At 70.2% G+C, this 23,604-nt stretch carries 19 protein-coding genes; 4 read left to right on the plus strand and 15 right to left on the minus strand.

The genetic code is table 11. The features are described from left to right. Positions 1-71: 71 nt before the first annotated feature. The 10 genes from CRP50_RS22025 to CRP50_RS22065 form a co-directional block, all read right to left on the minus strand. Entirely contained in the window at positions 72-1,880 is a 1,809-nt protein-coding gene (locus CRP50_RS22025) for an HlyD family type I secretion periplasmic adaptor subunit (RefSeq protein ID WP_097281359.1), read from the minus strand. A 1-nt stretch (position 1,881) separates the two neighbouring features. After that, positions 1,882-4,014 (minus strand): peptidase domain-containing ABC transporter, encoded by a 2,133-nt coding sequence (locus CRP50_RS22030; protein ID WP_217992108.1) that lies wholly within the window; start codon positions 4,012-4,014, stop codon positions 1,882-1,884. Positions 4,015-4,179: 165 nt separating this feature from the next. Continuing rightward, positions 4,180-6,921: a LamG-like jellyroll fold domain-containing protein gene (locus CRP50_RS22035; RefSeq protein WP_176525302.1), complete on the minus strand. Its 2,742-nt coding sequence runs from the start codon at positions 6,919-6,921 to the stop codon at positions 4,180-4,182. A 141-nt stretch (positions 6,922-7,062) separates the two neighbouring features. Next, the gene (locus CRP50_RS22040) at positions 7,063-7,965 is read right to left on the minus strand and encodes a polysaccharide biosynthesis tyrosine autokinase (RefSeq protein WP_097281362.1); all 903 of its coding nucleotides are present in this window, start codon (positions 7,963-7,965) and stop codon (positions 7,063-7,065) included. A 4-nt stretch (positions 7,966-7,969) separates the two neighbouring features. Beyond that, positions 7,970-9,454 carry a Wzz/FepE/Etk N-terminal domain-containing protein gene (locus CRP50_RS22045; RefSeq protein WP_097281363.1) on the minus strand — a complete coding sequence of 495 codons (1,485 nt, stop codon included), beginning with the start codon at positions 9,452-9,454 and terminating at the stop codon, positions 7,970-7,972. Between the two features lie 18 nt (positions 9,455-9,472). Continuing rightward, entirely contained in the window at positions 9,473-10,294 is an 822-nt protein-coding gene (locus CRP50_RS22050) for an SLBB domain-containing protein (protein WP_097281364.1), read from the minus strand. Positions 10,295-10,339: 45 nt separating this feature from the next. Then, positions 10,340-11,584 (minus strand): outer membrane beta-barrel protein, encoded by a 1,245-nt coding sequence (locus CRP50_RS22055; protein ID WP_176525303.1) that lies wholly within the window; start codon positions 11,582-11,584, stop codon positions 10,340-10,342. A 125-nt stretch (positions 11,585-11,709) separates the two neighbouring features. Continuing rightward, positions 11,710-12,057: a VanZ family protein gene (locus CRP50_RS25700; RefSeq protein WP_176525304.1), complete on the minus strand. Its 348-nt coding sequence runs from the start codon at positions 12,055-12,057 to the stop codon at positions 11,710-11,712. Positions 12,058-12,118: 61 nt separating this feature from the next. After that, entirely contained in the window at positions 12,119-13,021 is a 903-nt protein-coding gene (gene rfbA, locus CRP50_RS22060; protein ID WP_097281366.1) for a glucose-1-phosphate thymidylyltransferase RfbA, read from the minus strand. 136 nt (positions 13,022-13,157) lie between these two features. Continuing rightward, positions 13,158-13,511, minus strand: a complete 354-nt coding sequence (locus tag CRP50_RS22065; RefSeq protein WP_097281367.1) for a hypothetical protein — start codon at positions 13,509-13,511, stop codon at positions 13,158-13,160. 316 nt (positions 13,512-13,827) lie between these two features. Here CRP50_RS22065 and CRP50_RS22070 point away from each other — a divergent pair, with 316 nt between their 5' ends. The 4 genes from CRP50_RS22070 to CRP50_RS22085 all read left to right on the plus strand — a co-directional run bounded on the left by CRP50_RS22070 (position 13,828) and on the right by CRP50_RS22085 (position 18,373). After that, positions 13,828-16,197 (plus strand): bacteriohemerythrin, encoded by a 2,370-nt coding sequence (locus CRP50_RS22070; protein WP_176525305.1) that lies wholly within the window; start codon positions 13,828-13,830, stop codon positions 16,195-16,197. Between the two features lie 103 nt (positions 16,198-16,300). Continuing rightward, a complete protein-coding gene (locus CRP50_RS22075; protein ID WP_097281369.1) occupies positions 16,301-16,828 on the plus strand; it encodes a methanogen output domain 1-containing protein in 528 nt (175 codons plus the stop codon). Next, on the plus strand, positions 16,818-17,861 hold the full coding sequence (locus CRP50_RS22080) for a sensor histidine kinase (RefSeq protein ID WP_176525306.1): 1,044 nt from the start codon (positions 16,818-16,820) through the stop codon (positions 17,859-17,861). The genes CRP50_RS22075 and CRP50_RS22080 overlap by 11 nt, the downstream gene beginning before the upstream one ends. Before the next feature lie 14 nt (positions 17,862-17,875). Continuing rightward, the gene (locus CRP50_RS22085; protein WP_176525307.1) at positions 17,876-18,373 is read left to right on the plus strand and encodes a response regulator; all 498 of its coding nucleotides are present in this window, start codon (positions 17,876-17,878) and stop codon (positions 18,371-18,373) included. A 7-nt stretch (positions 18,374-18,380) separates the two neighbouring features. On the opposite strand, the gene sigJ is transcribed toward CRP50_RS22085, so the two are convergent. The 5 genes from sigJ to CRP50_RS22110 all read right to left on the minus strand — a co-directional run bounded on the left by sigJ (position 18,381) and on the right by CRP50_RS22110 (position 23,531). Next, positions 18,381-19,295 carry an RNA polymerase sigma factor SigJ gene (sigJ, locus tag CRP50_RS22090; RefSeq protein ID WP_097281372.1) on the minus strand — a complete coding sequence of 305 codons (915 nt, stop codon included), beginning with the start codon at positions 19,293-19,295 and terminating at the stop codon, positions 18,381-18,383. Next, a complete protein-coding gene (locus CRP50_RS22095; protein WP_097281373.1) occupies positions 19,285-19,746 on the minus strand; it encodes a carboxymuconolactone decarboxylase family protein in 462 nt (153 codons plus the stop codon). The genes sigJ and CRP50_RS22095 overlap by 11 nt, the downstream gene beginning before the upstream one ends. A gap of 85 nt (positions 19,747-19,831) precedes the next feature. Beyond that, positions 19,832-20,635 (minus strand): N-formylglutamate deformylase, encoded by an 804-nt coding sequence (hutG, locus tag CRP50_RS22100; RefSeq protein ID WP_097281374.1) that lies wholly within the window; start codon positions 20,633-20,635, stop codon positions 19,832-19,834. Further along, positions 20,632-22,170 (minus strand): histidine ammonia-lyase, encoded by a 1,539-nt coding sequence (gene hutH, locus CRP50_RS22105; RefSeq protein ID WP_097281375.1) that lies wholly within the window; start codon positions 22,168-22,170, stop codon positions 20,632-20,634. Before hutH ends, hutG begins: the two co-directional genes overlap by 4 nt. Further along, complete coding sequence (locus tag CRP50_RS22110; protein WP_097281376.1) at positions 22,167-23,531, minus strand: formimidoylglutamate deiminase; 1,365 nt, start codon at positions 23,529-23,531, stop codon at positions 22,167-22,169. The genes hutH and CRP50_RS22110 overlap by 4 nt, the downstream gene beginning before the upstream one ends. Positions 23,532-23,604 lie beyond the last annotated feature (73 nt).

The raw sequence follows: 23,604 nt of genomic DNA on the forward strand, positions 1-23,604 counted from the left end.
CGATGTGCTGGTGATGTGCCGGCCAGCCGCAAGGCTGGCCGCACGTCAACGCATCGCGGAAGGGAAAGGTGTCACGGCTCCCGCAGGCTTTCGTCGAACACCCGCAGCACGGGGTAGAGGAAGTAGCTGAGGATGGTGCGCTTGCCGGCGTTCAGCTCGGCCACCGCCTTCATGCCGGGCAGCAGGCGGAAGTCCGGCCCCACCTTCTCCAGCGTCGCGTCGGTGATGTCGATGACCATGCGGTAGCCGACGCGGCGGTCCTGCTCCGGCAGGTCGTCGGTGCCCGGCGTGCGGTCGGTGACGATGTTGGGGCTGACCACCCGCAGGCGGCCTTCCAGGGTGCCGTGCTTCTGGAAGGGCAGGGCGTCGAGCTTGATGCGCACCGTCTGGCCCTCGTGCACGTTGGCGACGTCCTCGGGCTTCAGCAGGGCTTCCACCTGCAGGGTGTCGTCCAGCGGCGTCAGGGTGACCAGCGGCGTGCCCTGGTTCACCACCGCACCCGGCACCTGCTCGGCCACCGACAGCACGACGGCGTCGGTCGGGGATTGCAGCGACACCAGGCTCGCCAGGCGCTGCGCCTTGGCGATTTCCTCGGTCACCGCCGCCAGCTCGTCGCGGGCCAGGGCGAGCTGGCGGGCGGCTTCCTCGTTGCGCTCGCTCAGGTAGACGGCGTTCTCCGATCGGATGGTCTCCATCTGACGCTGCAACTGGTCCACCGAGCGCGCCAGCCGCACCGCGTCGCGTTCCAGGGCCGCCCGGTTGCCGCGCGCCTCCAGCAGTTGCAGGCGCGAGCCCACGTTGTCGCGGTAGAGGCTGGAGCGCATCTTCTCCACGTCCTCGTAGATGGCGATCTGCGCCCGCACCGCCTGCAGTTCCTCGCGCGTGGTGGCGAGCTGGGCCTGCACCTCGGCCACCCGTGCCGCCGAGGTCTCGCGGCGGGCGGCGATGGCCTGGCGGCGGGTCTCGAACAGGGTGCGGTTGAGGCTGTCGAGGTCCGGATCGTCGGAGAACCGTGCCGGGGCGGTGCCGGCGATCTCGGCTTCCAGGCGGGCGATGCGGGCCTGCAGGTTGGCGCGTTCCTGCGTCGCCTTGTTGAGGTTGGCGTGGGCGAAGGTGGGGTCGAGGGTCGCCAGTTCCTGGCCCTTCTTCACCACGTCGCCGGTGCGCACGTGCATGGCGAGCAGAGTGCCGGTCTCCAGCGGCGCCACCACCGCCTGGCCCGACTGCGGCAGGACGCGGCCTTCGGCGATGACCACCATGTCGAGCTGGCCGTAGGCCGACCAGCCGACCAGCCCGGCGACGATGGCGATGAGCAGCACCAGCAGCGCCGGCGCCTGCCACGGCGTCGGGCGGTTCTCCAGCACCTCGATGTCGTCGAGCAGCAGCGCCCGCCGCGGCGGGGCGAGCCGGCGGCGGGCCTGCCAGTAGAGGCGGGTCGGCAGCCATTCCTTGCCGCGCGGCGCCCGGCGGCGGTCGTGGCTGCCGACGAAGGCGGCGGCGAGGTCCTGGCGGCGGGCGCTGTCGGCCTCTATGTCGACCTCCTCGGGCGACACCGTCGGCATGTGGGCGGCGGCGGCGATGTGCTCGTCGAAGTACTCCGGCCCCACCACCTGCACCAGCGAGCCGCGGGCGGCATAGGCGCTGCACCCCATGGGCTGGCCGCGGGCGCTGTCGACGTGGCCAGCCAGATCGCCCGGCCGGCAGATGCCGACCACGGTCAGGCGGCCGCCGGGGGCGATGCGGAACAGCATGATCTCGCCCGACAGCACCAGGAAGGCGGCGCCCGGCGCCTCTCCCTGGCGGAACAGCACCTCGCCCTCGGCGAGGGAGCGGACGAGACGGTCGCGGACCGGATCGGTCTGGATGAGGGTCGCGGTCATGTTATTCCGCCGCCTCCAGGTGCTGGTTCTGCCGGTTCCACAGGCTGAGATAGAGGGCTGAGTCGCGCAGAAGGTCGCGGTGCGGCCCGACGGCCTGCACCTCGCCGCGGTCGAGCACGCAGATGGCGTCGCAATGCACCAGGCTCGACAGGCGGTGCGACACGACGATCAGCGTGCGGCCCTCGGCGATGCGCGACAGGTTGGCCTGCACGATGGCCTCGCTTTCCGGGTCGAGCGCGCTGGTCGCCTCGTCGAAGATGAGGATGGGCGGCTGCACCAGCAGGGCGCGGGCGATGGCGAGGCGCTGGCGCTGCCCGCCCGACAGGTTGTGGGCGTTCTCTTCCAGCATGGTGTCGTAGCCCTGCGGCAGGCGCTCGATGAACTCCGACGCCCCGGCCAGCTCCGCCGCCTCGTGCACTTCGAGCAGCGAGGCCGAGGGCTTGCCGACGGCGATGTTCTCGCGCACCGAGCCGCGGAACAGGAAGCTGTCCTGCAGCACCACGCCGACGTTGCGGCGCAGGTGGCCGAGGTCGAACTCGCGGATGTCGACGCCGTCGATGCGGATGGTGCCGGCACTCGGGGCATAAAGGCCCTGGATCAGGCGGGTGATGGTCGACTTGCCGGACCCGCTGCGGCCGACCAGGCCGAGGGTGGTGCCCGGCGGCACGTCGAAGGACACGCCGTCGAGCGCCTTGGCCTCGCTGGTCGGGTAGGCGAAGGTCACGTCCTCGAACCGCAGGCCGCCCTTGACCTTCGGCCGGGCGCCGCCGGTGGAGGCGCCGGCGGTTTCGGGGCGGCGGTTCATGATCTCGCCCAGCATGCGGATGGACAGCGAGGTCTGCTGGAACTCGTTGACCAGCGCGACCAGCTGGCTCACCGGCTGGCTGACGCGGCCCGCCAGCATGTTGATGGCGACCAGCCCGCCGACGGTCAGGTCGCCGGCGAACACCAGGCTCGCGCCGACCCAGATGATGGCGACCACCATCAGCTTCTCGATCAGGCCGACCAGGGCACGGGCGGAGATGGAGACCTTGGCGACGTCGTAGTGGCTCTGGATCGCCTCGGCGCTGCGGGCGCCCCAGACGCGCTGGAGCATGGGCTCGAGCGTCAGGGACTTGACCGTGCGCATGCCGTGGATGGCCTCCACCAGCAGGCTCTGGCGCTGGCCCTCGGCGTCGTAGAGGCGCATGAGGGCGCGGCGGAAGATGGGCAGCAGCACGAAGATCACCGCCGCCGAGGCCAGCGAGAAGGCGACGATGAGCGACGCCATGCGCACGTCGTACCAGAACAGCACCGGCACGAAGACGAACAGCGCCAGCATGTCGATGAGCGCGTTGATGAGCTTGTTCGACATGAACTCGCGGATCACTTCCGGCTGCTGCATGTGCTTGACCAGCACGCCCGACGCGCTCGTCTCGAAGAAGGGCAGGGGCAGCGACACCAGGTGGCCGAAGGTGCGCCGCGCCACCGTCGCGTCGATGCGGGTGGTGGCGTGCAGCAAAAGGGTGCCGCGCAGGTAGGTCATCATCGCCTCGAAGGCGACCACGCCGATGATGCCGAGGCCGAGCACGGCGAGTGTATCGCGCGCCTCGTGCAGCAGCACCTTGTCGATGACGATCTGGAAGAAGATGGGAATGCCGAGGCCGAGCAGCACCAGCGCCACCGAGGCCACCAGCACCTGCGTCATGGTGCGGCGCTCGCGGTGGAACAGCGGCAGGAACCAGCCGAGGCCGAAGCGGCGATCTTCCGACAGGGCGCCGGTGCGGCGGCGGACCAGGATCACCTGGCCGCCCCACACCCGTTCGAACTCTTCCCGCGTCAGGAACGTAAATGCACCGGGGTTGGCCACGATGTCGACGATGGCGATTTCCTCGACCCCGTCGCCCGGCCGCTTGCGCACGCCCGACAGCACGACGCGGCGGCCGCGGCCGACCGTCGCGATGAAGGGAAACTCGTCGCCGAGGCGCATGAGTTCGCGCCACGTCAGCGTCGCCGCCTTGGCCTTGAAGCCGGCCTCGGTCAGCAGGCGCAGCAGCAGCTTGTCGCTCGGTTCCTGCTGCTGCAGACCGTACTGGCGGGCCAGCCCGTCGGCGGAGAGCGAAACACCGTGGTGCGCGGCAACTGCTGCGAGCACGTGCAGCCCCGACGGGGCCTGAGCCGGGACGGGTTCAAGCGCGGTCGGTGCGGGTTCCATGGCGGGACCTGTCTATATGAAGCGATGTGTGAAAGGTGCGCGCCGGGCTGCCGCGGCGGCATCTGCCGCAGCAGCCGGACGTGCGTGACGCTAGTCGGCCGAAACTCAGGCCACCAGCGACGAAGCTGTGAACATTTCTGACGTGGACGTCAGGCTGTCGTCCACGGACAGCATGCTCGTGGTGCTGTCGGTGACGCCGGAGTAGTCGGCCAGCGCCAGCGACCGCAGGGTGGTGGAGGTGCAGCCGACGAGCGGCGTGGTGCTGCCCGCGGGCGCGGCGGCCTGCATCACTTCCATGTTGCGGATCTCGCCGACGAAGTTCTTCCCCCAGCCGTCGGACCCGACCGTCACGTCCCACGACGCCGGATCGCCGATGTCGATGTCGAGGCCGGAGCGGCTGCCCCGCTGCTCGCCGTCGATCCACACGGTGGCGACGCCGGTGTCACGCGAGTATTCGAAGGTCACGTTCTGCCAGGTGCCGTGCTTGACGGCGTCCTTCACCACCACGTCGGAACGGACGCCGCCGACGTCGGTGAGGGCGACCCGCATTTCCGTGCCGCGGAAGGTGACGCCGTAGCGCATGTGGTTCCACAGCAGCGTCTGGTAGGCGGTGGCGGACTGCTGGTCGGCCTTGAAGTCGAACGAGACCGAGACGTTGTCGGCGGTGAAGAACCGCTCGTCGCGGCCGAGCTTCACCCAGCTGGCGCCGTCGAAGGCGGCGGCGGTGCCGGCCTCGCCGACGCCGAACTTCACGTCGCCCTTGGCCTCCAAAGTCAGGCCGGAGGTGCTGTCGTAGCCGGCGCTGCGGAAATCCAGCAGCACGCCCGGCTGCGGTGCCGGCGCCTGGCCCTGCAGCAGCGAGCCGTCGTCGATCACCGCGTCCTCGACCAGGTCCGGTTCCGTCTGGATGGTGCGCGGGCCGGAGGCGAGGACCTCCGACATGGCCGTCTCGCCGGCCGGGGCCAGCGCCACGTCGTAGATGCGGAAGTTGTCGATATTGCCGTTCAGGTACGACCCGTAGGCGCCGCCGACGAAGAGGTCGCGGCCACCGGTCTTGGCGAGCGGCTCGGTGACGCCCGACACGGTCGCCGCCTTGGTGCCGTCCATGTAGAGGCTGGCTTCGCCCTGGGTGGAGTCGAAGGAGACGGCGACGCGGTGCCAGCCGCCGTCGGCCAGGTGCGAGGCATCGGCCAGCAGCTTCTTGCTGGTGCCGTCGGCGCTCCAGAAGGTGACCTCCAGGTTCGACCCGCGGAACTGCGCCAGATAGGCGCCCGGCAGGTAGAACAGGCGGCCGCCGCCGGCGAAGGAATTGACCTGCACGTCCATGCTGACGGTCATCTCGGCCAGGCCCGACAGGTGGTCGGCGCGGTCGACGGTGACGGCGCGCGCCGCACTGCTGCCCTCGAACCGGCCGGCGCGGCCGTCGACACCCGAGATGTAGGAGGCGCCGCCCAGCCACTCGATGACGTTGGCGTAGTCGGAGGCGTCGCCGTCGCTCTCGAAGGTCAGGTTGAACAGCAGCGGGCTGGTCACCTGCTCGTGTCGACTGACGACAGTGGTGGAGCCGCCGACGGTGACGGACAGGCTGACGTCGAACCGGCCGGAATGGCCGTACTGATGCACCACTTCGAGGCCGCGGGCGGTGCTGCCGTCGCCGAAGGTCCAGTGATAGGTGGCGCCGCTCGGCAGGACGTCGGCGAAGGCGCGGGCGGAGAAGGTCTTCACCAGGCCGTTGGCATTGTCGGCTGTCGACGATATGCGATATGGCGCGACGGCGGGACGCTGGGCTCCGACGCCCGAGGCTCCCACCACGGCGAGGTCGTCGGCGCTGGCCGGGTTGAAGGGATTGTTCAGGATGTTCGCGTAATAGTTGGGGCCGTCCGCGTTGGTGCCCTGCACCAGCAGGTTGCCCGACAGCGCGGCCGAGGACGCGGCGTCCTGGCGCAGGTTGGTCATCACGTTGTCGGCGACGATCACCTGGCTGCCGATGCCCGACTGGGTGCCGGCGTCGATGTTGATGGCGGCCAGCCCGTCGGGCGTCGAGATCACCGTGTTGTTGCGGATGGTGGTGTTCACCGCCGGCCGCACGGAAATCCCGTGGAACGAACTGCTGTAGACGATGTTCCCTTCGATGAGGAAGTTCCGGTAGACGAGGTCGTTCTCGCTGCTGATGAAGATGCCCTGGGTGGTGGTGCCCTTCTCGATCAGCACGTTGTCGCGGATGACGACGTCGCGGGAGGCGTAGGTGACGCCATTGGTCCAGAACTGGATGAAGTCCTTGTGGTCGCCGCCCTGGGTGGTGTCGCCGATCTGGACCGGGAAGTTGGTCATGTAGTTGTTTTCGACCACCACGTTGCGCACGGCGGCGAAGTCGAAGCCGTCGGAGCGCACCTCGGTGACCGTGTTGTTGGACACGTTCAGCCCCTCGACGTAGCGGTAGAGACCGCCGCGGAAGAGGTGGTGGAAGGTGCTGTCGGTGACCTCGACCGCCTTGCTGGCGTCGACCCGGATGCCGATGCCGTCGTTCAGCCAGTTGTCGTCCACGGCACCGCGGAACTCGGAGCCGCGCACGGTGATGCCGCTGCTCTTGTTGACGTAGAGGCCGGCCTTGTAGTTGTCGCCGTTGGTGCAGACGCTCTCGAACGTCATGTTGCGGAACGTGATGCCCGAGGAGTTGGTGACCGACATGCCGGCGACCACCGTTCCGGGCTCGCCCTCGATGGTCACGCTGGTCGGGAAGGTATTGTACTTTAGGCTTAGGTTCGTATAGCGGCCGGCGGCCAGGCGAATGGTTTCCCCGCCCTGCGCAATTGCCAGTGCGGCGCCGAGTTCTTCGGCGCTGCGCACGATAATGGCTTCCCCCGTCTGCATTTTCGTACCCTTTTCGTCTGACGAAACCGCTTCCCGCGCCGTCTGACGTCCACGGCCGGCGGATCGGCCATGGGCTCCAAGGCCCCGGGATCCCGTCAGCATGGTACGACTAAAGGATTAATGGCTGTTGAAGATGGTTCCGGCGACATTGCACCCCACCGTTTCCAGGCGTTCGACGATTTCGGTGGTGTCGCGGGTCCGCGAGCGGTTGCGTCGCGCCACGACGATGGCGGATCCGACCACGGCGCCGACGACGCGCGCATCGGCGAATTCCTTGGCCGGTGCGGTGTCGTATATCACGACCCGGTAGCGCGATTCCAGCCATTGGGTCAATTGGGCGAACTCGGGCGAACACAAGAGTTCCTGCGGGTTCGGGGGTTCCGCGCCGCACAGTAATACCGAAAGGTTAGGTACCACTTCGGTTATGACGGCCGAAGGGTCGCCGTCGTGGTGGCGCAGCACCTCCGACAGGCCCCGGCTGCGGCGCGGCATGTTCCACATCTCGGCGATGCGCGGGCTGCGCAGGTTGGACTCCACCAGGATGGTCGGCAGCGTCATCTGCGCCATGGACAGCGCCAGGTTGGAGGCGAAGTAGGTCGCCCCCGCCCCCTCGTGGACGCCCACCACCGCCAGCGACCGCAGGCCCTCGCTCACGTGGCTGTGCAGCAGCGAGGTGCGGATGGCGCGGAATTCCTCCGCCGCCGCCCCGAAGGGCTCGTGGCCGACCACCAGCTCGCGCGACATGCCGTCGCGCCGCTCCATGCCCTGCAGGGTGGGGTACTGGTACTGCCGGGCCAGCGCTTCCATGATGTCGCGCTGGGTGACCAGCCGCAGGGCCACGGCCGCTTCACCGAAGGAGCAATTGTCCTCCATCTGCTTCTGCAGCACGCGGTCGACGTCGCGCGACGACATGCGGCCCATCTGCACCAGCAGGCGGCCCAGGCTCTTCTTGGTGTCGGACGGCGCGACCTCGGCGGGTTCGGCGGTGCGGTCGTCGGACAGGTCCTTGACGTCGGACATGGGGTCAGCTCCCGGGTTCGGCGGCGGGCAGCATGCGGGTACCGCCGCGGCCGATGAACTTTTCGCCGGACCGGCGCATCTGCCGGCGCGAGACCTTGGCCGAGGCCAGCGCGCCGAGCGGCTTCACGCCCACCGCGTCCTGCAGGTCGGAGAAGGTGCGCACGCGGCGGTCCAGCATCTCGATGAACAGCGACAGGATGACGCCGAGGGCGAGGCCGAAGCCGGTCGCCATGACCAGGATCAGCAGCGTGTTGGGGAACGCAGGCCGGGACGGCGGCGCCGCCTCGTCCAGCGAGACCACGTTGATGAAGGACTGCTGCCCCTGCATGCGCAGCGAGGCCGCGCGGGCTTCCGCTTCGTCCAGGCGCTGGCGGCGCACCTCCAGCTCGCGCGTCAGGGCGGCGAGCTGCTCGCGGCCGTCCTGCATGTCGAGCATCTTGGCCTGCTGCTCCTCGACGGCGGTCTCCAGTTCGCTCACGTGGCGGCGCAGGGCCTCGACGAAGCCGGCCTGATCCTCGAGGGAGCGGGCCTCTTCCTCCTCGATGCGGGACAGGATGGAGGCACGGCTGGCGCGCAGGGCGGCCAGCTTGGGATTGTTGGGGCCGAGCTGGCTCGACAGCTGCCCGATCTCGGCCTCCACCGAGGCGAGCGACGACTGCAGGGCGATCATGGTCGGCGACGGCGCGGCGCCGCGGTTGACCGGGCCCACTTCCGCCGGCATCTCGCCGGTGACGGCGGTGCCGCCGTCCTCGGCCGTTTCCGCCGGCACGGCCGGCCCGCCCTGGGTGGCGGCCAGCTGGGCGCGGGCGTCGAGCAGGCGCTCGGTCAGGGCGAGCAGCTTGGCGCTCTCGATGCCGCCGCCCTCGCTTTCCTGCACCAGCAGCTTGTTCTGCTGCTGGAAGTCGAGCAGGCGCTGGCGCGCTTCCTCGGTCTCGCGGCGCAGGCCGTCGATCTGGGCGGTGTACCACTGGGCATTGCGGCGCGCCGGCTCGACCTTCAGGTCCAGGTTGGCGGCCAGGTAGGTCGACTTGAAGGTGTTCGCCATCACCGCCGCGATCTGCGGCGACTGCGCCGTATAGGCGATGCTCATGACGTTGGAGCCGTCGACGAAGCCGGCGTTCAGGTTTTCCTTCAGCCGCTCGGCGATCCAGCGGGTGATCTCGCCGCGCCCTTCCGTCGCCTCCATGTAGGCGGCGCGGTACTGCGGGTCTTCGGCGAGGCGCAGGCGGTCCACCACCTCGCGCGCCACCCGGTCGCTCTTGAGCAGGGCGAGCTGGGTGCGCTGGTGGTTGAGCAGCATGGGCGAGGGCAGCGTCTGCCCGGTGATGGGGTCGGGCTCGGTCGTGTCCATCATGACCGAGGTGGTCGCCGTGTACTGCGGCGGCAGGATGAACACGGCCGCGACGGCGGCCGTGATGGCGGACAGCAGGGCGAGGAGCGTGATCCACTTCCGCGCCCACAGGATCGTAAGAACCTGATGAAGGCTCATTCAGGGGTCCCCGCTGAATTAGAAGATGCGTTCGGGTACCTGGATCGTGTCGAAGGGCTGGATCGGGTCGTCCAGTTCGGCCCGATACTCTTCGACGACGCCGGCGGCGTTTTCGCGGCGGATCCGGATGCGGCTCTCGGAGCCGATCTCGGTGATGCCGCCGCCCACGGCCAGGGCCTGCTGAACCGTCAGCGGGCGCCTGATGGGGTACGCGCCAGGAGCGTTCACGTTGCCGTAAAGATAGAACACGGGGGCGTCGGGGATGTAGACCTCGTCGTTGTTGCGCACCAGCAGGTTCTGGTCGGTCGTCGGGGCGTCGAGCAGCGTGCGCAGGTCGAAGGTCTGGACGCGCACCGTCCCGTCCTCTTCGGTGCGGCGCAGGGTGATGGTGTTGCCGGCCACCGGCGAGACCCCGCCGGCGCGGGCGAGAATCTGCGTCAGCCGGGTCGGCCGGTCGAGCGTATAGACACCGGGGGAGTTGACGGCGCCGAGCACCGAGGCGGTGGAGCCGAAGCCCACCATGGAGGCGACGACCTCCGGCCGGTTGATGATGCCGGCCTCACGCAGGCGGCGGCCGATGAGGTCGGCGGCTTCCTGGGTGGTCAGGCCGGAGACCTCGACGAGGCCGACGTAGGGGAAGGCCACGCGGCCCGAGGGATCGACCCGCACCTCGGTATCGAGGTCGGGCTGGTTGAGAACCCGGAAGACGACCACGTCGGAAGGCACCAGGACGTGGGGGGTTTCCGCTTCGGAAGTACCGGGTTCGGCGGCCTGCGTCCCGACGAGGGGCAGGGCCAGGGCGACCAGGGTCGCAAGCACGAAAAGAATGCGCATCGGCATGGGAATCGCCGCTCCGCTCTAACAGGTTGGTCCGTGACGGGCCTGTTAGAACGAAATGGCGAGGCCGGTGGTTACACGATGCGCGTCGAATTGTGCTCGTTCTATGTTGGAGTCCTGGGTCTTGTACCCGTATTCCGCGAACAGGCGGATGTTGTCGTAGGCTTCCCAGCCGGCGCCCAACTCCAGTTCCAGCGCCTGATCCGTGCGGTCGCCCACCACCGGCGAGTAGTTCTCGTACGTCCGATCGAAGTAGGCGATCTCGCCCGTCAGGTCGACCTTGGGGGAAAGGGTGTAGGTGAGGTCGATGATGCCGAAATGATCGACGCGCAGGTCGGAAACCACCACGTCGGAGCCGCTGACGGCGCGGCCGACGTTGGCCGTCATCGCCAGGATGGGCGTGATGTCCCACGTCAGCTGGGCGTTGTAGATGACGTAGGGGCCGGCATCGATGGCGCCGCCCAGCTGCGAGGCGCCGACGCCGAATTCGGCCTCCGCCTTGCCGGTCAGGCGACGGCGGAGCAGCAGCTTGGTGTCGATCTGCGTCACGTCGTCGGTGAAGCTCGGGTCGACGCGCGCGCGGTTGGGGTATTCGCGCTGGGTGTAGGTCACTTCCACGCCGGCCGCCGAGAATTCGGGACGCACGTAGAGGAAGCGGCCCGTGATGCCGCGTTCCTCGACGTCGGCCAGGGCGCGGCTTTCCAGCTCGTTCTCGGTCTTGCGGGCGAAGACCGCCACTTCGGGACGATAGTAGGCGGCGATGCGGCAGCCGGCCTCGGCCCGGAAGGAGGTGGTGGTCTGGGTGTTGCTGACGATTTCCAGCAGTTCCGACAGGTCGGTCTGGCGCTCGGAGTAGCCGGCCTTCACGACGCCGTTGCAGGCGGTGGTGACGCTCCACTCCAGGCCGCCTTCGACGGAACTGTTGGTGCGGTCGAGCAGGTCGTTCTCGACGTACATGGTGCGCTCGACGGAGCCGTCGACGAACAGGCGCTGCAGGCCGAAGTTGGCGGCGCCGTTCACGTCCAGCCCGTAGGTATGGCTGAAGTCCGACTTGCTGCGGTCGCCGCCCGGCTCGACGCCGTCGGGCAGGCGCAGGACGTTGTCCTGGGCCTCCAGCTTGGTGCTGGCGGTGGCGTCCAGCTCGAACACCTGCGCGCCGGCGGGCGCGGCGGCCAGCAGCACGGCGAGCCCGGCGGTGCCTGCGGCGAGGCGGCGGCGGGAGCGGGAATCCGGCTGGTGGGGGGCGGAGGAGGGGGGCAGGCAATGCCGCGCGACCGGTGGGCCGAAGCGCATCGAAATGTCCTTCTGCGGTTCCCGCTCACGATACGGGCGCGCCGTGGCGTTGTAAAGCATCGGCGCGTCCGCGCGCGGCGGTGAAAAAGGAAGGCGTCGTAAGGCCTTCGACCGTGGTGTTGCGGCTATTCCGCCGCTTCGCCGATGCCGGAAACACGGCGGCGACGGCGGCGCAGAATCCAGGCGGCGGCGACGCCGAGGGCGATGCCGGCGAGGTTGGCGGCGACGTCGCCGAACGACGTCTCGCGCTCGGGCCGCAGCGACTGCAGGATCTCCAACGCGCCGGCCAGCAGCAGCGGCACGCCGAGCGCGAGCCAGCCGAGCGGCAGGCGGCGCGGCGTGACGGCCAGCGCCCAGGCGGCGGCGATGGTGGCGAAGCCGGCGACGTGCGCCACCTTGTCGAGACCGAGCCCCGCCGCCTCGCCCTCGGGCGGCGGCGGGCCGAGCACATAGAGGGCGGACACGGCGATCACCACCGCCGTCCCCGTCCATCGGGGCAAGTTTACGGGCACGGAACGGGCATCCTCCGCCGGGTCAGGCCGGAACCAGGTCGTCGGCCACGCCCAACTTGGCGTCGGCGGCACGGCGCAGCAAGTACTCCCCATAGCCGTTCTTGGCCAGCGGCGCGGCCAGGGCGGCCAGCGCGTCGGCGTCGATCCAGCCGTTGTAGAAGGCGATTTCCTCGGGCACGGCGATGCGCTGGCCCTGGCGCTTCTCGATGGTCTGCACGAAGGCCGCGCTTTCCACCAGGCTGTCGTGGGTGCCGGTGTCGAACCAGGCGAAGCCGCGGCCCAACTGCTCGACCGCCAGGGCGCCGCGTTCGAGGTAGCGGTTGTTGACGTCGGTTATCTCCAGCTCGCCGCGGGCGCTCGGCCGGATGTCGGCGGCGATGTCGACCACGGCGTTGTCGTAGAAATAGAGGCCGGTGACGGCCCACGACGACTTGGGCTCCTTCGGTTTCTCCTCGATGGAGGTGGCGCGGCCGTCGCGGTCGAAGGCGACGACGCCGTAGCGCTCCGGGTCGGTGACGCGGTAGCCGAACACCGTGGCGCCCTCGGCGCGGGCGGCGGCGGTGCGCAGCTTCTCGGTCAGGCCGTGGCCGTAGAAGATGTTGTCGCCGAGCACCAGCGCGCAGCGGTCGCCGCCGATGAAATCCTTGCCGATGACGAAGGCCTGGGCGAGGCCGTCGGGGCTCGGCTGCGCGGCGTAGGACAGCGAGATGCCCCACCGGCTGCCGTCGCCCAGCAGGTGCCGGAAGGCGGCCTGGTCGTGCGGCGTGGTGATGACCAGGATGTCGCGGATGCCCGCCAGCATGAGCGTCGACAGCGGGTAATAGATCATCGGCTTGTCGTAGACCGGCAGCAGCTGTTTGGACGTCGCCTGGGTGATGGGGTAGAGGCGCGTGCCGGAACCGCCGGCGAGGATGATCCCCTTCATGTGCTCTCTCTTCTTCCGTCTGTGCGTGATCGGCCGCCGCGAAACGGCCCGAGCAGGAACACCCGGCGCCGCCGGATCGTTCGTCGGCACCCCCTGTTGCACTGCAGCGAAGAAGGCGTAGGGCGGCCTCCACCGATCAGTGCAGTTCGCGCCAGACGTCGGCGTAGGGGGCGGCGGCCGGCAGGTGGGCGATGGTGTCCTCGCACAGCCCGAACCGCGCCAGCAGCCGCATGGGGCCGGGCACGCTGTGGACCCACAGTTCGATGCGGCACAGGTAGTCGTAGCCGCGCTGGCTCAGCACCCAGCGCTCGATCGGCGCGCCGTCGTCGTGCATGGGCCAGATCAGGCCGTTGCGCTGCAGATAGTCGAAGGCGACGTAGGCGTAAGGGGCGCCGGGCAGGTGCGTCTGGAACGACAGCTCGCCGGCCCGCACGAGCTCGCACCCGCGCCGCAGGGAATCGAGACAGTCGTAGACGACGAGTTCGAACATGGCGATCACCATCCGCTCCGTCGGACATGGAGGGCCGGCTCCCACGGAGTCAACGCCCGTACCGGATGCGGGTCGTCGGGCTATTTCTCCGGAAAGAAGACGTAGTGCAGGTGCGAGACGCTCGCGGCTTCCATTGCTGCCTGCGCAATCGTCCATCGCACAACCCGAAGACGGTTCTCGTAATCGTCATATCTTCTTGGTGGCGGCAAAGAATCGGCCTGGGCAATTGCTACGATGCGCGTTCGGGTTTACTTTCGGAGTAAGCCGCTCGACTCGGCCGGGCGGGTGGGCGCGATTGGGGAAGGGAATGGTCGCGATGAAAACCCTCAGCATCGGAAACAAGATCCTGCTCGCCTGTACCGTCGTCGTGGTGACGGCGGTCGGTGCCTTCGCGGTCTACTTCGATCAGCGACAAGCCGACGAGATCACGCGGTCTCTGCAATCGACGGTCCGCCAGAGCGGTGCCCTCGCCACCGATGCGCTGGCCAACTGGCTGAACCAGCGTCTGGCGCTGGTCGAGAACCTGGCCGACGACGTGGCCCGCGACCCCGCGCCGGAGGCGGTGCGCCAGCTCATCGACCGGCCGACCATGGCATCGCGCTTCATGTTCAGCTATTTCGGCAGCCGCGACGGCGGCATGTACATGTATCCGCCTGAGGAACTGCCGGCCGACTACGACCCGCGCAGCCGGCCGTGGTACCAGGACGCCCAGCGCACCGGCTCCAGCACCATCACCGAGCCCTACGTCGACGCCTCCACCGGCAAGCTGATCGTCACCGCCACCGCGCCGGTCGGCAAGGGCGCCGACGCCGCCGGCGTGGTGGGCGGCGACATCGGCCTCGACGCCATCGTCGACCTGGTGCGCGGCATCGACCTCGGCGGCATCGGCCACGGCTTCCTGGTCAACGGCGAGGGCACGGTGCTCATCCACCCCGACCAGGGCCTGACCATGAAGCCGCTGGCGGAGGCCTTCCCCGGCGCCGGCCTGTCGCCCACCGCCGGCGACGTGCTTCGCGAGGCCGGGCCGGACCGGCTGGTCGCCTTCGTGCCGGTGACCGGGCTGCCGGGCGTGACGTGGTTCCTCGGCCTGTCCATCGACCGCGACGCCGCCTTCGCACCGCTGGCCGGCTTCCGCACCACCATGGTGGTGACGACGCTGCTGCTGCTGACGGCGATCATCGGGCTGGTCGGCTACATGATCCACCGCCTGGTCGCCAGGCCGGTGATGGCCATGACCGGCGTCATGGGCCAACTCGCCGACGGCAACCTGGAGGTCGCCGTGCCCTATGCCGAGCGCCGCGACGAGATCGGTCGTATGGCCAGTTCCGTCAGCCACTTCAAGGAACAGCTGATCCGCGTCCGCCAGATGGAGAAGGAGAAGGTGGAGGAGGTCGTGCGCGCCGAGACGCACCGCAAGGCCGCCCTCAGCAAGCTGGTCGGCAGCCTGGAGGCGACGGTCGGCGAGGTGGCCCACGAACTCACCGGCGCCGCCGGCGCCATGCACCAGTCCGCCAACGACATGGCGGCGGTCGCCCAGCGCACCAGCGCCCAGGCCACCACCGTGAGCGCGGCGGCGGAGGAAGCTTCGGTCAACGTGCAGACGGTGGCCTCGGCGGCCGACGAGCTGTCCGCCTCCAGCGCCGACATCGGCCGTCAGGTCGCGGTGTCGCGCGAGATCGCCGCCCAGGCCGACCGCGAGGCCAAGGCGACGTCGCAGGCCGTGGAAGCCCTGTCCGACGACGTGGCGAAGATCGGCGACGTCATCAACCTCATCAACGACATCGCCAGCCAGACCAACCTGCTGGCCCTGAACGCGACCATCGAGGCGGCGCGCGCCGGCGAGGCGGGCAAGGGCTTCGCGGTCGTCGCCAACGAGGTCAAGAGCCTCGCCAACCAGACCGCACGCGCCACCGAACAGATCTCCGGCAGCATCGAGTCCGTGCAGGCCGGCACGCGCCGCGCGGTGGAGGCCATCCAGTCCATCAACAAGGTCATCGACCGCATGTCGGAAATCTCGGTCGCCGTCTCGGCGGCGGTGGAGGAGCAGAACGCCGCGACGGCGGAAATCGCCCGCAGCGTCGACCAGACCTCGCAGGGCACCAAGGAGGTGTCGCGCAGCATCGTGCAGGTGGAAACGGCCGCCGCCGAAACCGGCACCGCCGCCGGCCGCATCGCCGATTCCTCCAGCGATCTGTCGCGTCAGGCCGGCCGCCTGAAGGACGAGGTGACCCGCTTCATCGCCCAGGTCCGCGCCGACAAGGCCGACATCAAGCTGCTGGAGTGGACCGACGACATGATCATCGGGGTGCACGCCATCGACGAGCACCACCGCGCCATCATCCAGGAACTGAACCGCTTCGCCGGCGAGATGCTGCACGGCGACGGCCGCGCCGCCGCCAGGACCATGTTCGCCAAGATGAAGGCGGAAATGGCCAAGCACTTCAGCGAGGAAGAGGCCGAGATGACGGCCAAGGGCTATGCCGGCCTCGCCGAACACCGGCGCCAGCACCAGGACCTGCTCGAGCGCATGGCGCGGTTCGACGGCGACCTCGAGGGCGACGACCCGGCGGCGGTCAACGCCTTCTTCGAGTACACGGCCGACTGGCTGAAGTTCCACATCCAGAAGTCCGACCGTCCCTTCGTGGAGTTCGCCCGCGGCGGCAAGGGCCTGCGCCGCGTCGCCTGACGGCGGCGGTTACCACAAACGGCACCGCAGGCCGCACCCGAACGCCGGGTGCGGCCTGTGCGTTTGTGAGCATCCTCGCCACAGCCGCAACGGGAGCCGCGCCATGACCGAAGCCGCCGAGGCCGCCGTCGATCTGGACCGCGACGGGTTCGTCCGCCAGCTGGTCAGCCAGCTCGCGGCGACCCTGGAGGACGTCGTCGGGCTGGAGGGGGCGGCCGGCTACATCAGCGTCGTCGGCGCCGCCATGGGCCGCGACATCGACGCCCGGTACAAGCTCGCGCTCGGCACCGACCGCCTGGACCGCCGCCAGGTGGCGGACGTGCTGGTGGACCTGAAGCGGCGCATCCACGGCGACTTCTACGTGGTGGAGGAGGACGAAATCAGGATCGTCTTCGGCAACCGCGCCTGTCCTTTCGGCGACCGCGTGGTCGGCCGCCCGTCGCTGTGCATGATGACGTCCAACGTGTTCGGCTACATCGCCGCCGAGAACCAGGGCTACGCCCGCATCGAGCTGACGGAGACCATCGCCCGCGGCCATGCCGGGTGCCGAGTGGTCGTCCACCTGGTCCCGGAGGACGATCCCGACCCCGACGCCCGCGAGTATTTCGGGCCACCCGCCGATGAGCGATGACGTCCGCCTGCTGGACGCCCTGGACGAACCCGCCCTGCTGCTGACCGCCGCGGGGCTCGTTCATCACGCCAACGCCGCCGCCCGCCGCTTCTTCCGTGACAGCGGCGTGGCGCCGCCGGAGGGCAGGCCGCTCGCCTCCCTGGTGCTGACGCCGCCGGACCGGCTGCAGCCCATGCTCGACGGTTTCGCGCGCTCAGGCCGGCCGCTGGTGGGCAGCGTCGAGTTCCGCGGCCCGCAGGACGCCCCGCTCACCTGCCCGGTGCGGGGCTGCCGCGTGACCCTCCGCGCCACGCCGTGGCTGCTGCTGCGCCTGCAGGTGGCGGAGGCGATGCGCTTCCGGGCGCTGACCGAGACCACCGTGCGCCTCAACGCCGAACTGGCCGAGAACAAGCGCATCCGCCGCCGCCTGGAGGCCGCCTTGGCCGAGAAGGAGGTGCTGCTGCGCGAGCTGAACCACCGGGTGAAGAACAACCTGCAGATCCTGCAAGGCATCCTCGGCCTGTCGGAGCGGTCGGCGACCGACGACCGGGTGCGGCTGTCGCTGGCGGCGGTGCGTCAGCGGGTGGAAGCCATGGGCGTGGTGCAGCGCCTGCTCTACCACCGCGGCGACGTGACGCGGCTCGACGGGCCGGAGTTCCTCGAAAACCTGGTCGGCGGTGCCGTCAACGCCTTCGGCCGCCCCCACATCACCATCGACACCGCCTCCGAGCCGGTGGAGATCAGCGCCCAGGCGGCCTTTCTCATCGGCCTGGTGGTCAACGAACTGCTGGTCAACGCCCTGAAGTACGCCTTCCCCGATCGCACCACCGGGCGCATCGCCGTGCGCCTCGCCCTGCTGGCCGACGGCCGCGGCCTGTTGCGCCTGCAGGTGGAAGACGACGGCATCGGCTTGAAATCGTCGCCGGCCACCGGAACCGGGCTCGTTCTCGTGCGTCGTCTGGTGGGAGCGGCCGGTGGAACGTTCGAGATGCACGTCGATGGGGGTACGCGGTGTACCGTCGTCTTCCGCGATCCGTCGGCCGTCGCGAAATGAGGAGGTGGTTCGGGATGCAGAGCGCGGGCGTGGAGAACGGTGACGTCGTCGGCAGCGCGGGACGGATGCCCTCCGTCGGGCCGGTCTTCGCCGGCCCCGATCGGGCCCGCGGCCGCTACGCCGGCGAGGCGGCGCCGCGGGTGCTGGTGTGCGAGGACGACTGGCTGATCGCCATGACCATCGAGGACGTGCTCTCCGACGCCGGCGTGGGCGTGGTGGGCATCGCGCCCGATGCCGAGACGGCCCTGGCCCTGCTGGAAGACGAGCAGCCGGACTTCGTGCTCATGGACATCCGGCTGCAGGGCGGCGACGACGGCATCGCGCTCGCCGCCCGCCTGTGGCGCGACCACGGCCTGCGCAGCCTGTTCGTGTCCGGCAACATCGACGACGGCGCCCGCCGCGCCGCCGGCCCGGCCCGGCCGCTCGGGTTCCTGAGCAAGCCCTTCTCGCCGGAGGAACTCCTGGCTGCCGTCAAGGGGGCCGATCCGCAAAGCGGCGGGCAGCCCTCGTGACGGCCGGTCAGCCCTCCCACAGGCGGGCCAGCTTGTCCGGGTTGCGGACGATGTAGACCGCCGTCACCCGCCCGTCGACCACTTCCACCGCCGTCGCCTGGCGGGTGCCGTCGGCTTCCACCGTCAGGCGCGCCGGCAGGCCGTTGAGGCGGCAGGCGCGTTCCTCGCGCGGCGGGGCGCTGGTCGGCTTGCGGGCGAGGCCGGCGAAGAAGCGCAGCACCTTGGCGCCCCCGCGGATGATGTTGAGCGCCGCCACCTTGCGGCCGCCGCCGTCGGTGTGCAGCGTCGCCTCCGCCGCCAGCAGGCGGGCGAGGGCGGCCGTGTCGCCGCTGCGGGCGGCCGAGAGGAAGGCCTCCGCCACCGCTTCGCCGGTGGCGTCGGGCACGGCGTAGCGCGGCCGCTCCGCCGCCACGTGGGCACGGGCGCGGCGGGCGAGCTGGCGGCAGGTGTCCTCGCTGCGGCCGAGGGTGCGGGCAACCTCGTCGAACGGCACGTCGAACACGTCGTGCAGGATGAAGGCGGCGCGCTCCAGCGGCGACAGCCGCTCCAGCGCCAGCATGAGGGCGAAGGTGACCTCGCCCGCCAGCTTTTCCGCCGGCAGGGTGTGCAGCGCCGGGTCCTCCAGCACGGGTTCCGGCAGCCAGGGGCCGACGTAGACCTCCCGCCGCCGCCGCGCCTGCTTCAGCCGGTCGAGGCAGAGCCGGGTGACGATGCTGGACAGGTAGGCGCGCGGCGTCTCCACCACGGTGGCGGCTGCGGTGGCGTTGCGCCACCGCAGCCAGGCGTCCTGCACCACGTCCTCGGCATCCATGAGCGAGCCGAGCAGGCGATAGGCGAGGCCCTTCAGCCGGCCGCGTTCGGCCTCGAAGTCGAAGCCGTCGAGGGTCGTGGGGGCGACGCCCGTGTCCGCCTCAGGCGGCATCGCTCGCCGTCTCCACCGGGTGGATGCTGCGGAAGCCGACAGAGAGGCGGTTCCACCCGTTGATGGTGACGATCATCATGGTGAGCTTCACGATCTCCTCCTCGGTGAAGTGACGGCCGAGTTCGTCGTACACATCATCGGGCGCGTGGGTCTGGCTGACCAGGGTCAATGCCTCGGTCCAGGCCAGGGCCGCCCGCTCGCGCGGGGAGAACAGCGGCGATTCCGGCCACGCCGCCAGCAGGTGCATGCGGTCGTCGGTCTCGCCGTGGGCGCGGGCCTCGTTGGTGTGCATATGGATGCAGAAGGCGCAGCCGTTGATCTGCGAGGCGCGGATCTTCACCAGCTCGTAGAGGCTGTGGTCGAGCCCGCTGGCGCGGCAGGCCTTCTCCATCTCGAGCATGGGCTGCAGGGCCTTGGGCGCGACGCCGAAGTAGTTCATGCGGGGCTGCATTGGGGTGTGTCTCCCGTGTGTGCTGTGGGGTTGCAGCAGGAAGACGAGGCGGCGTGCCCCCGCGTGACACGCCGCCGAACTTTTTTCATCCCCAGGCCGCCATCACCTCCAGCAGCCGCCGCAGATGCGGGCGCAGGCGGTCGGCGCGGTCGGGCAGGTAGGCGAAGGGCGGGCCGCTTTCGTCCATGTAGCGGTCCTGCGCCAGCTCCATCTGCACGGCATAGACGCCTTCGGCCGGGCGGCCGTAGTGGCGGGTGATGTGGCCGCCGACGAAACGGCCGTCGACCACGCCGGTGAAGCCGTCGTCCTCGGCCTCGGCGATCACCGCCGCCAGTTTCAACCGCAGCGGCTCGGGGCAGGAAGTGCCGCGGGCGGTGCCGAGGTTGAGGTCGGCCAGCCGCCCCTCGAACAGCCGCGGCACCTGCGAGCGGATGGAATGGGCGTCGTAGAGCAGCGCCCGGCCGTGGCGTGCCTTCACCCGGGCGATCTCCGCCGCCAGGGTGTCGTGGTAGGGCCGCCAGTAGCGATCTACCCGCGCCGCCACCTCGTCGGCGTCCGGTTCGGCGCCGTCGCGGTAGAGGGGGCTGCCGTCGAACAGGGTGGTCGGGCAGAGGCCCGTGGTGGCCTGGCCGGGATAGAGGCTCTCGCCGGTGGACGGCCGGTTGAGGTCGACCACGTAGCGCGAGTAGCGCGCGGCGACGATGGTGGCGCCCAGCTCGACGGCGAAGTCGTAGAGCCGCGGCACGTGCCAGTCGGTGTCACGCAGGGTCAGGGCTTCGTCGGTCAGGCGGTCGGCAAGGCCGGGCGCCAGCTCCGTCCCGCAATGGGGGATGCTGAGCACCAGCGGCCCGTCGCCGCGCACCAGGGTGTAGACGTCGCCGTCGGTCATGGCGTCTCCTCCAGGGTGAGGGGCACGAAGGCTCTCAGCCCGCCGCCGCGCACCAGGGCGCCGACGGCTTGCAGATCGGGCGCGAAGTAGCGGTCGACCTCGTAGCGCGGCACGCGGGCGCGGACGACCGCCAGCGCGTCCTCCAGCCGCGCGGACGTGCGCAGCGGCCGGTGGAACTCCAGCCCCTGCGCCGCCGCCAGCAGCTCGATGCCGACGATGTCGGCCACGTTGCCGGCGATGTCGGCGAGGCGGCGGGCCGCGAAGGTGGCCATGCTGACGTGGTCCTCCTGGTTGGCGCTGGTCGGCAGGCTGTCGACGCTGGCCGGGTGGGCGAGGGTCTTGTTCTCGCTCGCCAGCGCCGCCGCCGTGACATGGGCGATCATGAACCCGGAATTCAACCCCGGCTCCGCCACCAGGAAGGGCGGCAGGCCGCTGATGGAGGCGTCGATGAGCATGGCGATGCGCCGTTCCGCCAGCGCCCCGATCTCCGACGCCGCGATGGCAAGCTGGTCGGCGGCCATGGCGACCGGCTCGGCGTGGAAGTTGCCGCCCGAGATGACCTCGCCGGTGTCGGTCAGCACCAGCGGGTTGTCGGTCACGCCGTTGGCCTCGATGCACAGCGTGCGGGCGGCCATGCGCATCTGGTCGAGGATGGCGCCCATGACCTGCGGCTGGCAGCGCAGGGAATAGGGGTCCTGCACGCGGTCGCAGGCGTCGCCCTGGTGGCTGGCATTGAGCGGGCTGCCGGCCAGCATGGCGCGGAAGGCGCCGGCGACGGCGATCTGCCCCGGCTGGCCGCGCAGGGCGGAGATGCGGGCGTCGAAGGGCTTGTGGCTGCCCTTCACCGCTTCCACCGACAGCGCGCCGGAGACCATGGCGGCGGCGAAGCAGCGCTCGATCTCGAACAGCCCGGCGAGCGCCAGCGCCGTCGAGACCTGGGTGCCGTTGATGAGCGCGAGCCCTTCCTTTGCCTTCAGGTCGAAGGGGTCGAGGCCGGCGGCGGCGAGGCCCTCGGCGGCGGGCACGATGGCGCCGTTCAGCCGCACCTCGCCGATGCCGAGCAGCACGCCGGTCATGTGGGCGAGCGGCGCCAGATCGCCCGAGGCGCCGACCGAGCCCTTGGCCGGGATCACCGGCAGGGCACCGGCGGAGTAGAGCCGCAGCAGGGCTTCCACCAGCTCCGGCCGCACGCCGGAGGCGCCGACGCAGAGGCTCGCCACCTTCGACGCCAGGATGAGGCGCACGACGCCGTCCGCCATGGGCGCGCCGACGCCCGTCGCGTGCGACAGGATCAGGTTGCGCTGCAGGCGGTCGAGGTCTTCCGGGGCGATGCGGCTCTGCGCCAGCTTGCCGAAGCCGGTGTTGATGCCATAGACGGCGGTGTCGCTGGCGGCGATGCGCTCCACCAGGGCGCGCGAGGCGGCCATGCGATCGTGGGCGTCGGGTGGCAGTGTCAGCGGCACCGCGTCGAAGTAGATGCGGCGCAGGACGTCGAGGGTGAGACCGCCGGGGACGAGGGTGATGCTGTCGGTCACGCGAAGAGCCTTTCGAGAACGGACGTGAACCGGCGGGCCGCCTGCTCTTCGAGCGGATGGCGGCCGTCGCGCACGACGGTGCGGCCGGCGATGCAGACATGGCGGACGAGCGCGGCGTTGCCGGCGAAGATCCAGCCGTCGAGCAGGGCGTCGCCCGAGCGGGCGGCGAGGAGCGGGTGGGCGTCGTCGAGCACCACCACGTCGGCGCGGCGGCCGACGGCGAGGCTGCCGGCCTCCAGGCCGCAGGCCTGCGCCCCGCCGGTGGCAGCGGCCTCCAGGAGCATGCGGCCGGTGGCGCGCTCGGGCCCGCCGGCCAGCACGGTGCGGCGGCGGGTGGTCAGGCGGGCGCCGTACTCCAGCCAGCGCAGGTCCTCGACCGGACTGACGGAGATGTGGCTGTCCGACCCGATGCCGAAGCGCCCGCCGGCACGCTGGAAGTCCTCCGCCGGGAAGAAGCCGTCGCCCAGGTTGGCCTCGGTGGTCGGGCACAGGCCGACGACGCAGCCGCGCGCCGCCATGCCGGCCACTTCCGGCGGCGTGACGTGGGTGGCGTGGATCAGGCACCAGCGCTCGTCCACCGGCAGGTTCTCCAGCAGCCAGGCGACGGGGCGGTGGCCGGTGTGGTCGAGGCAGTCGTCCACCTCGCGCGTCTGTTCGGCGATGTGGATGTGGATGGGGCCTTCGGGGGTGGCCGCCACCAGCGCCTGAAGCTCGCGGGCGGGCACGGCGCGCAGGGAGTGGGGCGCGATGCCGACCACCACGTCGTCGGCATCGGCATAGGTCGCGCGCAGGTCCGCGGTCAGGGCCTGGAAGCCGTCCAGGTCGTGGACGAAGCGGCACTGCCCGGCGGTGGGCGGCGTGCCGCCGAAGCCCGAGGCTGCATAGAACACCGGCAGCAGCGTCATGGGCAGGCCCGCCGCCCGCGCCGCCGCCACCGCCCGGTGCGCCATCTCCGCCCGGTCGGCGTAGGGGGTGCCGTCCTGGTCGTGGTGCAGGTAGTGGAATTCGCCGACGGCGGTGAAGCCGGCCTTCAGCATCTCGATGTAAAGCTGCGTCGCCACCGCCTCGAAGGCGTCGGGGTCCATGCCGGCGACCGCCGTGTACATGGCCTCGCGCCAGCTCCAGAAGCTGTCCGACCCGGCGCCCGAGCGCTCGCCGCGCCCGGCGATGGCGCGCTGGTGGGCGTGGCTGTGCAGGTTGGGGATGCCCGGCACGGCGACGCCGTCCAGCCGCTCGGCCTCCGGCGATGGTTGAGCACCGGACTCGATCTTGGCGATGCGGCCGTCGTCGCCGACCGTCATCTCGACCGCCTCGGCCCAGCCGTCCGCCAGCAGGGCCCGCGGGAAAAACAGTTTGCGCATGGGCGCCCTCCCGATATTATAGGCAAGCCTATACAAGTTCAGACAACGATGGCAAGGCCGATCCCGGTGCTCA

This window comes from Caenispirillum bisanense (genome assembly GCF_900230255.1).
GTDB classification, from domain to species: domain Bacteria; phylum Pseudomonadota; class Alphaproteobacteria; order Rhodospirillales; family Rhodospirillaceae; genus Caenispirillum; species Caenispirillum bisanense_A.